Source organism: Candidatus Desulfolinea nitratireducens (genome assembly GCF_982879505.1).
On sequence record NZ_CEYOSI010000104.1, the window covers coordinates 1 to 11,342 of the forward strand.

Annotated in this window: 8 protein-coding genes; all 8 read left to right on the forward strand. The window is 45.1% G+C overall.

Annotated elements, in window-relative coordinates; all coding sequences use genetic code 11:
• Positions 1 to 116: 116 nt before the first annotated feature.
• Positions 117 to 1,541 (forward strand): nitronate monooxygenase, encoded by a 1,425-nt coding sequence (locus tag AC3DOM_RS10305; protein ID WP_487918962.1) that lies wholly within the window; start codon positions 117 to 119, stop codon positions 1,539 to 1,541.
• Between the two features lie 216 nt (positions 1,542 to 1,757).
• Positions 1,758 to 4,151 carry a universal stress protein gene (locus AC3DOM_RS10310; RefSeq protein ID WP_487918963.1) on the forward strand — a complete coding sequence of 798 codons (2,394 nt, stop codon included), beginning with the start codon at positions 1,758 to 1,760 and terminating at the stop codon, positions 4,149 to 4,151.
• Between the two features lie 112 nt (positions 4,152 to 4,263).
• Positions 4,264 to 5,433 (forward strand): acyl-CoA dehydrogenase, encoded by a 1,170-nt coding sequence (locus AC3DOM_RS10315; RefSeq protein WP_487918964.1) that lies wholly within the window; start codon positions 4,264 to 4,266, stop codon positions 5,431 to 5,433.
• 182 nt (positions 5,434 to 5,615) lie between these two features.
• Entirely contained in the window at positions 5,616 to 7,622 is a 2,007-nt protein-coding gene (locus AC3DOM_RS10320) for a hypothetical protein (RefSeq protein ID WP_487918965.1), read from the forward strand.
• A gap of 14 nt (positions 7,623 to 7,636) precedes the next feature.
• Positions 7,637 to 8,653: a glycosyltransferase gene (locus tag AC3DOM_RS10325; RefSeq protein ID WP_487918966.1), complete on the forward strand. Its 1,017-nt coding sequence runs from the start codon at positions 7,637 to 7,639 to the stop codon at positions 8,651 to 8,653.
• Complete coding sequence (locus AC3DOM_RS10330) at positions 8,650 to 9,537, forward strand: class I SAM-dependent methyltransferase (protein WP_487918967.1); 888 nt, start codon at positions 8,650 to 8,652, stop codon at positions 9,535 to 9,537. The genes AC3DOM_RS10325 and AC3DOM_RS10330 overlap by 4 nt, the downstream gene beginning before the upstream one ends.
• Positions 9,538 to 10,572 (forward strand): zinc-binding dehydrogenase, encoded by a 1,035-nt coding sequence (locus AC3DOM_RS10335; protein WP_487918968.1) that lies wholly within the window; start codon positions 9,538 to 9,540, stop codon positions 10,570 to 10,572.
• A partial coding sequence (locus AC3DOM_RS10340; RefSeq protein WP_487918969.1) for a hypothetical protein occupies positions 10,572 to 11,342 on the forward strand: 771 nt, incomplete at its 3' end. The genes AC3DOM_RS10335 and AC3DOM_RS10340, both read left to right, overlap by 1 nt.

Genomic DNA, 11,342 nt, shown 5'->3' on the forward strand with positions numbered 1-11,342 from the left:
CTATCAGAGTTATTTTGTGTTATAACCCTTCGAGGCGCTTGGTCTTTGTAATTCAAGCCCTTTTATATATAGACCAATACGAGAAGGAGAAAAGGCACTGGTGTGCCAATAAACATATGAAATTATTCGATGTTATCCAAGGTGGTATGGGGGTTGCGATTTCTGATTGGAAATTGGCTCAGACGGTATCTGCGCAGGGACAATTGGGTGTTGTCTCGGGAACCGGGATTCACTTAATTATGATTGCGCGTTTGATGGAAGGAGATATCGGGGGTCATGTTCGGCGAGCTTTAAGTCAATTTCCATTTCAGGAACCCGTACAGCGTATTTTGAGGAAATATTTTGTCGCAAATCCCAAAGCGTCACGCTCACCCTATAAACGCCCACCGATGTGGACTTTGAAACCATCAAAGGCACTCAACGAACTGACAGCTATTTCGAATTTTGTTGAAGTATTTCTGGCAAAGGAAGGGCATCAGAATCCGGTCGGGCTCAACCTGTTGGAAAAAATCCAAATGCCGACGATGGCCTCCCTTTATGGAGCAATGCTTGCCGGAGTCGATTATGTGATCATGGGAGCTGGGATTCCGGTTCAAATCCCGGGTATTCTTGATAAATTATCCAAACATCGAGAGGTCAGTTATCGGATTGATGTGAAGGGGGCCTCGTCAGATGATGATTTTCGTTTGGGATTTGACCCACGAAAGATTTTTTCGGAAGCAGTAGAAAAAACAAAAGAATTAACTCGCCCCTATTTTTTGCCAATCATTTCTTCTGTTGTTCTAGCAAAAACCCTTATTCGCAGATCAACCGGAAAGGTTGATGGATTTATAGTGGAAGGACATATCGCTGGAGGCCACAACGCTCCGCCTAGAGGGGCCATGCAATTGGACAGTAAGGGTGAACCAATTTATGGAGAGAAAGATACGCCTGATCTCGCAAAAATCAAAGAACTCGGTTTGCCATTTTGGTTGGCTGGAGGCTACGATTCTCCTGAGATGCTAAAGCAGGCCCAGGAGGCTGGTGCAGCAGGCATACAAGTAGGGACTGCTTTTGCCTTTTGTAATGAATCGGGGATGGAAGATTCTACAAAGCATCGAGTAATTAAAAAAGTTGTTGATGAGGAAGTGATAGTGCATACAGCGCCTCGCGTTTCCCCTACCGGTTATCCCTTCAAAGTGGTCCAGCTTGAAGGAACCATGTCCGATCCAGAGGTTTATAGCGATCGGGTTCGCCTTTGTGATATTGGTTTGCTGCGTGAACCATATAAGGGTAAGGATAATAAAATTGGTTACCGCTGCTCTGCTGAACCTGAAGATCAATACCTGAAAAAAGAAGGGAAGCAGGAAGATTTGGAGGGTAGGGGCTGCTTGTGTAATAACTTGTGCGCTAGCGCAGGTTTCCCCCAGCAACGTTCCGATGGATTTGTTGAGCAACCACTTGTTACCTCCGGGGATGGGCTACCATTTAACGGGAAGTTCTTCAAAGCAGGAAATCGCAGCTATTCCGCTAAATGCGTGTTGGATCATATAACCGGATAATGGAATAGCGATCTTTTATTACCGAAATTTGATGGCAGGTAGGGTGGCTTCGATTTGCTTCCCAATTTATCATATTCTTTAATGATCTAGGAAAATAATTTATTATTGGATTAAAATCAGGTACAATTTGCTTACAAAAAATCTGAAGAAACCGCAAGCTTCTCCCCTGTCTGCATTTATCAGTAGGGGAGTTTCTACTGCACGAAAGGAAAGAACATGGGACACGTTTCTCATAAACTTAATAATGCTTTTGAGGGGGCCTTGGCTGGCGGTGGCGATCCGGCAACATCACCACTATATGTTTTTGGCCCTTTTTTAAAATTAATCGTCGTAGCGGGTGTTGCTCAAGTAACCTTCGGAGCTTCAGTTTGGCTGGTGGTGCTAACTGTGGCCGTTGTTTCGGCAATGTACAGGCTGGTCATGCAATGGGTTACGGATGGTAGCGGCGGCAGCGGTTTAAGCGAGGAAGAATTTGGCCCGTGGGCGGCAAAAATCAACGCGGCAATCACTTTTGTTGAATATACCTTAACTTTCCTGGTAAGCATGGCCGCGATGGTCACATTTATCGCAGATCGTATTCCGGTTCTCAATAATGAGCTGGTTTTTGGAATCCAATATCGTACATTGGCAGCAATCGCCCTCAGCATCCTGACGGGATGGTTGGTCAATCGTGGCCCCAAGATGGCGGCACGCACCTTTGGGCCTGCTACTGCCGGCGTTTTAGTACTCCTGTGGGTAATGATAATTGCTACAATTATCAAATATGGCTTTCATCTTCCTGATTTTAATCTTCAAGCTTTTTCTCCTGAGAATTTGCCTTATACCCTTGGCGGTTATGTTCGTATTCTGGCTGTAATGACTGGTATTGAAGTATTTGCAAATATGGTCGCCGCATATTCTGGTACAGAATCTCAAAAAGGCAAAATAGCATTTAATTCTTTAATCATCATCATGGGCACAACTGCTGCGACCATGCTCATTGTTGGGCCTGTCATTCACCAGCTTTCAAATCCCCTTCTCGAGGATGTTTCTGTTTTCACCCAGACGATGGATCAACTTCTTCCCGCTCCCCTGCCTTATTTGGGGACCCTCGTCGGCATCGCTGTTCTGATGTCAGCTTCAGCGGCCGCAGCACAGGGATTGCAAAATCTCTCCCTTGGTCTTTCTGAGAGACGATATGTCCCTCCTTTTTTTGGGAAACGTAACGATTACCAGGTCGCTGATAAGCCTGTTTGGCTGCAAGTATTTATTGTAGGCATTACCTTCCTTCTTTTTGGCACGCACGAAGAGACATACCTCGCCATATACGCCGCCGGTGTTTTTGTTCTTCTTAGTATGACGGGTTGGGCAGTCACCAAGCGTCTCTTGCGCCAGGTGCGAAAAAATTTTGCGATCGGCACGGCTCTCCTCATTGGTGGCACGATCCTTGCTTCGATCTTAACGACAGGGGCAACGATCATTATTTTTGTCGAACGCTTCGCTGAGGGAGCCTGGACATACTTTATTTTTATCCCATTGCTCTATGCAATTTTTGGATATACCCGTCAGCAGATGGGTGCTCCTTCTGCAGCCCTAGATTACCTTGGACGCCTCGATGCGACCAGTTTGGCTGGCTTCGGTTTTGGACAGATGAGTCCGGCCTCTGGGGCGGTAACCGCCAAACCCGCAACCCCGGAGGAATTGCGCTGGGAACCGGCTCCAATTGCAGAGAGCAGGTGGCGATATCAGGAATTTAAACTGAATAAGGTTGCCGTATTACTTGATGGATCTGACTATGCAGCCCAGGCTATTCCATGGGCAAAGATGTATTGCCAAAAGAAAGGTGCACACCTGACAATTCTCTCATCCATTAAGACCAAATACCCGGATGAAAATAACGATTTTGAAACTAAGTTTGCTGAGCGCAAAGCTTATCTCGATAGAGTGCAAAAAGAACTTATAGCCGATGGCATTGAAGTAGATGTGGTTATTCGCTCTGGTTTTATTGCTGATGCCACACAAATTCTTGTTCATGAAAAGCATATCGATATCGTTATTACAAGTACTCGCGGGAAATCGGGCAACCTCAACTGGACAAGTGGTGGTGTCTCCCAGAAGCTTATCCAAAAAATTAATCAACCTATTCTTCTTATTCAAACTTCAGAAGATGGTGTTGCTGCACCACCAAAACTTGAGAGAATTCTCGTCCCCCTTGATGGCTCGATATTTTCAGAGCGCGTTCTTCCTTATGCGCGGGTACTGGCCCAGGTCTTTGATGCAGAACTGATATTACTCACCGTTCCAGCCGTTCCGGAACCGGATGACTACCATGCCCCCTCTGAGTTGATCGAAAATATACGCCACAATGCGGAGGTAGAAATTGAAAACTTCCTTGAAGCTGTTGCCCGTTCTCTGAGCGAAAGTGGCATACGTGTTCGCACGATGGTCGCAGGGACCCTTCCTGCACGTACCATTGTCAACGTTGGTCACGATGAAGACGTCGATTTAATTATGAGCACATCAAGAGGACGAGGCGGTTTGGCCTTATTCATGCTTGGCAGTGAGGCTCAACGAATTGTCGAAAAATCCGACAAGAATGTCTTTATGATCCCAATCCGAGATAGGCCTTAATAAAACAAATAAAACAACATAAAAAAGCACCCATTTTAAACTAAAATGGGTGCTTTTTTATGTCATCATGCTATAATCAGTCTTGCGTATTTTTCTGCTACTGGAGGAAGAAATGAGCAATACGGCGTTATTTCCACTAAGTGATGAACACAAAATGATCCTTGACGCAGCTCGTAATTTTGCCCAAAATGAGATTGCACCTATTGCTGCAGAATTTGACGAGAGTGGGGAATTTCCCAGGGAAACAATTATGAAAATGGGCGAGATGGGGTTCATGGGAATTGAGGTGCCTGAAAAATACGGGGGCGCAGAAATGGATACGCTCTCTTACGTATTAGCTGTGGAAGAGATCAGCAAGGCAGACGCTTCGCATGGCGTGATCATGTCAGTGAATAACTCTTTGTATTGCCATGGAATCCTGATGTTTGGGACAGAAGAACAAAAACAAACATTCCTGGTGCCGGTTGCCTCCGGAGCATCTGTTGGTGCGTACTCCTTAACAGAACCAATGTCGGGGTCTGACTCAGCTTCAATGCGAACACGTGCAATCCGGGATGGAGATGAATATATCTTAAACGGTCGCAAGTCCTGGGTCACGAGTGGGCCGGTAGCTGATTTTGTTGTTGTATTTGTGATGACTGATCCAGATAAAAAGCAAAAAGGGATTACTTCCTTTATTGTCCCATCAGATACACCTGGCTTTATTCGAGGCAAAAAGGAACCCAAGCTGGGAATCCGGGCATCAGCTACAAACGAATTGCTTTTTGAAGATTGTCGCATCCCAGCCGAGAACCGCCTGAGCAATGAAGGGGATGGATTTAAGATCGCGATGGCTGTCCTGGATGTTGGACGTCTTGGCATCGCTGCTCAGGCATTGGGTATTGCAGAAGCATCTTATGAGGCTGCATTAAATTATTCAAGAGAGCGGGATGCTTTTGGGAAGAAAATTGGTCAATTTCAGGGCGTTTCGTTTAAGTTGGCTGATATGAAAACACGCATTGAGGCGTCGAGATTACTTGTGTATAACGCGGCGATGGCAAAAGAACGCTCGAAAACTACAAATGAACGCTTTACTTTGGCTACCTCAACGGCAAAGCTTTTCGCTTCTGAAACAGCGATGTTTTGTGCACATGCCTCCGTTCAAATTCATGGCGCAATGGGATATAGCAAAGAATATCCTGTTGAGCGTTATTTTCGGGATGCCAAGATCACTGAAATCTATGAGGGCACAAGTGAGATTCAACGACTCGTAATATCTAGGTTGGAAACAGGATTGCGATAAAAATAAGCTATGCTTAATCCTGATAAAAAGGATTTACCATGACTAGAATGCAACTCTTGTGGGTAATAATAATTGCAGTGATTCTAGATATTTATCTTGTCTGGGGTCTGCGGCATCATTGGAAGATGAGTCCAAGGTTGGAGAAAGTGGTTAAGATAATTTGGACCTCGATACGAAGGATGATGACACGAATTGTTTTTTATAATCCTTTTAATGGGGTTGGGAAATATTTAAAAAACCGATTTTGGGAAGATGATAAAGGCCGTCAAAAATTAATAATCGCCCTTGAACTTGGATTGCTGGCTCTGTGGGCTATTTGGGTCGGGAGAGTTTACCTTGATTTCGACCCACTAATCATTCCATCAGGTCACGAATTCTTCTCTGCAATTCAGACGCATCATTTATGGACACAGTTTCAGAATTGTGGATGGTGCGCTGTTTGGAATGGTTCTGAGCGCGGAGGCTACCCTGCCTTTGCAGATATTCACGGAAGCATGTTACATCCCATCGTGATGATCACTACTTTGGCTTGGGGGGTTCTCAGCGGTGCAAAAATAACTTTGGTGATCTCGTTATGGTTTGCAGGGGTGGCTCAATGGTGGCTTGCTCGTGAGCTAAAGGTTAGTTGGTTGCCTCGAATGTGGAGTGCAGGAATTGCTATTGTTGGAGGCCACCTGGCTGGGCGCATGGAACTGGGCGTTTTGGGGGTAGTGCTCTCCACCGCAATGTGCAGTCTGGTCTTCGCTGGGGTTATTTCAGTGTCGAATGGCGGGGGGAAGCGCTCTCTGGTCTTGCTGGCCGTGGTTACGGCATCCGCAATTGTGTCTGGTCAGGGGTATATGCTGGTTGGGCTTCCTGTTATCCTGCCAGCGATGATCTTTCTGATCTTTGATGATGAGCAAAAATTGATGAGCCATTGGAAAGATTACTTTACCGCTTTTGGACTAGCCCTTCTCCTGGCTGCACCTTTTTTAGTGCCAGTTGCCAATTTTATGCCAAATTACACAAAAGATTCTGACTCATCGTTTTTATCGGCCCAGTCCCTGGCTTATTTACCGCTGAATTTGGTTATTAACGATTGGCATTATTATAAAAGTGAAATATTGGGCAAATTTCCATACCCGTATTTATATACACTATATATTGGCTGGGTACCGGTTATACTGGCAGTCGTTGGTTTAAGTAATTCAAAGAAGAAAAATAAGCGTCTACTCTGGTTTATGGCAACGGCTATTGTGATTGAATTTCTTATTGGAAGTGCCCTTTTGTTGAAATGGCTGATAAAATTCTTCCCGTCATTAGGAGGAATTCGCCACCCTCCACAAATTGCTGGGCTAGCAATCCCATTAATCTTAGGGTTATCAGCCTACGGATTGGAACGAATGTTGAGAATCAATTGGCCTAAATTATCTCTGTCTTTTCCCAGGAAGTCTCTTGCTTGGCAGTGGAGTCTTTCTCTTAAATGGCTCTTGCTTATTCCTCTTTTCTTGAGCCTAAAAAGTGCCTACCAGTTTACCGAACATTGGATTCTTGTAGAGAAGCAGGGTGATGGTATTTTTGAATTATTGGTGGGCTTAAAAACCGATACGTTACAGTGGGTGGAGCCACCCTTCGGAGAACATCGTTATATTGAACCAGCTATTCGTATGGGGATGAAACTTAGTCCAGGCGTTATGACTTGGAGATGGAGAGATCGTGAATATCCCATCCCGGTGTTGGAAGCTAATCGTGCTGGACCACCTCCAGGTGCAGTTGAAATAATGGACACGCTTGATGGTGTTCCAATTTATGGACGTGTTGGCGAATTTTACGCTGCTGTTTCGGAAGATAAGGATTCATCTGATTGGCACGGGTTTTCTCCTTGCGTGGCAACTGGCTCTGGGGGAGAGCTGGAAGTGGTTTGTGAAACCTCTATGCCAGGTCGTTTGATAGTCAAGGAGAATATGTTTACAGGTTGGAAAGCCTGGATGGACGGAGAACCTACGCCATTACTTGGCGAGCAATGGCTGGAAGTAGAGGCCCCGCCCGGGGAGCACACTTACGAATTTCGATATCAACCCTGGGATGTCCCTGTGGGTATTTCCCTGTCATTTGTAGGGGTATTTCTTTGTATTCAGATGTGGTACCGTAATCATGAAGAAGAAATATCATCTGAAGGAGATAATCCCCCTTCTGAATCTGATATTTAAACTATAATGGTATTATGGCCCTGCAAAAACCCTTAACCCTTTCCGTCATCCTTCCTGCTTATAACGAAGGTGATAATATTTATGCCAATATCTTGCGTATCTGCAAAACCTTGCTTGACTATGAATTTGAATTGATCGTTGTTGACGATGGCAGTGAGGATAATACTTCTCAGGAAGCTGGTCGCGTTGTAGATGATGGTTATCCTGTTCAGGTGATCCACCAGGAAATGAATCGCGGGAAGGGAGCCACACTTTTTAATGGCGTGGCGTATTCAAAAGGAGCCCGGATTGCTTTTCTAGATGCTGATTTGGAGATCGTGCCTGAATATCTCCTCAGCCTGCTCAAAGTCATGGACGATACCGGTGCGGACGTCGTTGCTGGTGTGAAAGATATGAGCGATAACCAATTCCCCTGGGCGCGACGGATGATGAGCAGAGTCTACCGCGACAGCGTCGCATTTCTGTTTGGTCTTGCAATTACTGACACTCAGACTGGCATCAAGCTATTCAAACGGGAAGTTCTTGAAGCAACTGTACCTCGCTTACGGGTAAGCCGTTTCGCCTTTGATATCGAATTGCTGGTTGCAGCATCACGGTTTGGGTATAGAATTGTTGAGGTTCCCGTCAAAATTGCATACCAACGTACCGGCAGCCTGGGCCGAATGAATTCGCGCAATATCTTCGGTTCATTTTTTGATACACTTTCAATTTACTGGCGGGCAAGTTTTTGGCGTTGGTTGGAGCCGAGTTTGGTGATGCAGATATGGATGCTTTTATTTGCGGTTGGGGTTTTCCTGTTTGGAGTTGGTGTCGGGAAGCTCCTTACGCCTGTCATTCTTCAGGGGCCTGTTAAGCAAATTTTTCGGATTATAGCATTGCAATTTTTACCGACCAATCTGCGGGATTGGTTATTATTGATTGGCGGATTTTTCCTCATTATGTTCGCCTCGATACAATTAAATAAAAAATTATTGGAAGCCTTAGTTCGTCGAGATCGTGGAGACGACTTGGCCGGGATTTTTAGAAAATGACAATGTGGAAAAATTTTGAGTTTGAAGAAGCCTATTGTCCCTTATGCGGACCAGAAGCAAAGCAGGTATTGCATTATAAATTTGACCCTTTCCAAGTTGTAAAATGTCTCAATTGTGATTTGGCTTTCCTCTCTCCTCGTTTCAAAGAGGATGATATTCTGAAATTTTATCAAGGGCAAGATTATTATGCGTCCTCACATGCTAGGCAAGGATATGATGACTATCTTGATCTGCGTGAGGCCTGGATTAAAACATTCAGTAGGCGCCTGAAAATAATCTCAACATATAAGAATAAGGGTCGTATTTTGGATATTGGCTGTGGGCCAGGCTTCTTTCTTGAAGCTGCTACAAAAATGGGATATTCTGATCTTTGGGGAATTGATCCCTCGGACTATATTGTTGATGTAGCTCGTAAGAAATTTGGAAAAAATATTTTGCAGGGCACAATTGAAAGCAACGAGTTAGAGCCAGATAGCTTTGATCTGCTCACAGCATTTGATGTTTTTGAGCACATATATCGCCCAGTTGACTTTGTAAATCGCGCTCATGAACTGCTTAAGGATGACGGAATCCTTGCCTTTACGACCCCCAACCCTAAAAGTGCACTGGCGCGTATTTTTGGCAGGCAATGGGTTTCTTTTAAAATGCCAGAACATGTATTTTATTGGGCACCAGATACAGCCAGAAAAGTGTTGGATGAAAAGTTTGAAATTCTTGATATTCGCCGTGCAGGACAATTTGCAACTGGAAGCTTCCTGTTTCGAAGGCTGTTTCAGATTAATACTGAAACGAAGGGCGTAATCAAAAAATTTCTTGACCTCCTCAAAACGATCAATCTTTATGCGGATAATGGTTCAATGACGATTATTGCGAGAAAGAAATAAATGAAGGCGATCCACTTTAACGAACATGGCCCTTCAAGTGTATTGGAGTACGCTGATCTTCCAATGCCAGTGCCGGGTGCGAGCCAGGTATTGATTAAGCTCCACGCAGCAGCGCTCAATCGGATGGATTTATTTGTTCGCACAGGCTGGCCCGGTCTCAATCTGGCCTTGCCTCATATTCCCGGTGCCGATGGCGCAGGTGAGATTATCGCCGTGGGAGAGGGCGTATCTGGCTGGCATATTGGCGACCGTGTGGTCGCTAATGCTAATTTGGGATGTGGTACCTGCGATTATTGTCTCGCGGGACAGGATAATCGTTGCCGAAATTGGCATTTGCTTGGCGAAACGGTGAATGGCACATACACGGAGTTTATCCTGCTTCCACCTCGACAGCTTTTCCGCCTACCGGAAAGGTTCGATTACCACGTAGCCGCAGCCGCCTCCCTTGTGTATCAGACGGCCTGGCACTCTCTCATTACACGTGGGAATCTGCGCCCCGGAGAAAATGTGTTGATCGTTGGTGCTTCGGGTGGAGTCAATACTGCCAGCATTCAGATTGCCAAATTAGCGGGAGCAAATGTACTCGTCGTTGGTTCCGAATCAAAAAAACTTGAACTTGCCGAGTCGATCGGGGCAGATATCCTGATCGATCGCTCAAAATCAGAGAATTGGTCGACTGACGCTTTCATGCTGACAAATCGGACCGGCGTGGATGTAGTTGTTGATAATGTTGGTACAACTTTCCCTCTTAGTATTCGGTCCTTGCGTAAGGGTGGGCGGCTGCTGACTGTGGGAAATACCGCCGCTCCGAAGTTTGAGATTGATAATCGCTATATTTTCGCAAAACATATTACAATCATTGGTTCAACTATGGGCACATTGAAAGATTTTGATGAGGTTATGTCTTTGGTCGTGACAGGGAAGTTGAACCCTGTCATGGACAAAACATTTTCCCTGAAAGAAGCTCGTCTGGCGCACGAACGTCTGGAGCGAAATAAACAATTTGGCAAGATTACCTTGAGCATCAAAAAATAGTGAAAAACTGGCGTTGGATTGAAATTATACTGGTGCTTGCGGTCATGGCGGGAGCATTCTATGCGGCGTTTTCAGATACGCACAATTTCCCGAACCGTTGGTTTACGCGTGATGATGCCTTTTATTATTTCAAGGTAGCCCAAAATATCAGCGAGGGAAATGGGAGCAGCTTTGATGGGATCAACCTGGCAAATGGCTATCATCCGCTCTGGATGCTGATTTGTATCCCCATCTTTTCCCTGGCACGTTTTGATTTAATTCTGCCTCTGCGCATCCTGATTTTGGTAATGGGCGCCCTCAGTTCAGCGACAAGTGTGATGCTTTACAGATTGGCAGCGAAGGTCTTCTCGCGCTTAGTTGGGATATTGGTTGCTGCATTTTGGGGATTTAATCTCTATATCCATTCTACGGTGACACAATATGGTCTTGAGACAGGGGTTACAGCTTTTTCGATCCTTCTTTTTCTCTACACTTTTGAGCGCTTGGAACGTAAATGGCGCACAGAACCACTTACCAAAATGGAAATTATCAGAATTGCGCTGATCGCGGTTATGGTACTTTTCAGTCGCCTGGATACTATTTTTCTTGTTGTGTTTTTTGGCTTATACGTGGTCTTTCGTGCCTTCCCCCTGCGTTATTTATTACTTACAGATATATTTGGAATAGCATTTCTGGGTTTTGCCAGTTTTGTGTTTCGCGTAGGCATGAAAAATTATTATGCTTATGGGGAAACGGCCCTTATTTTGGTTTTATTGTCTTTTGCGATCATA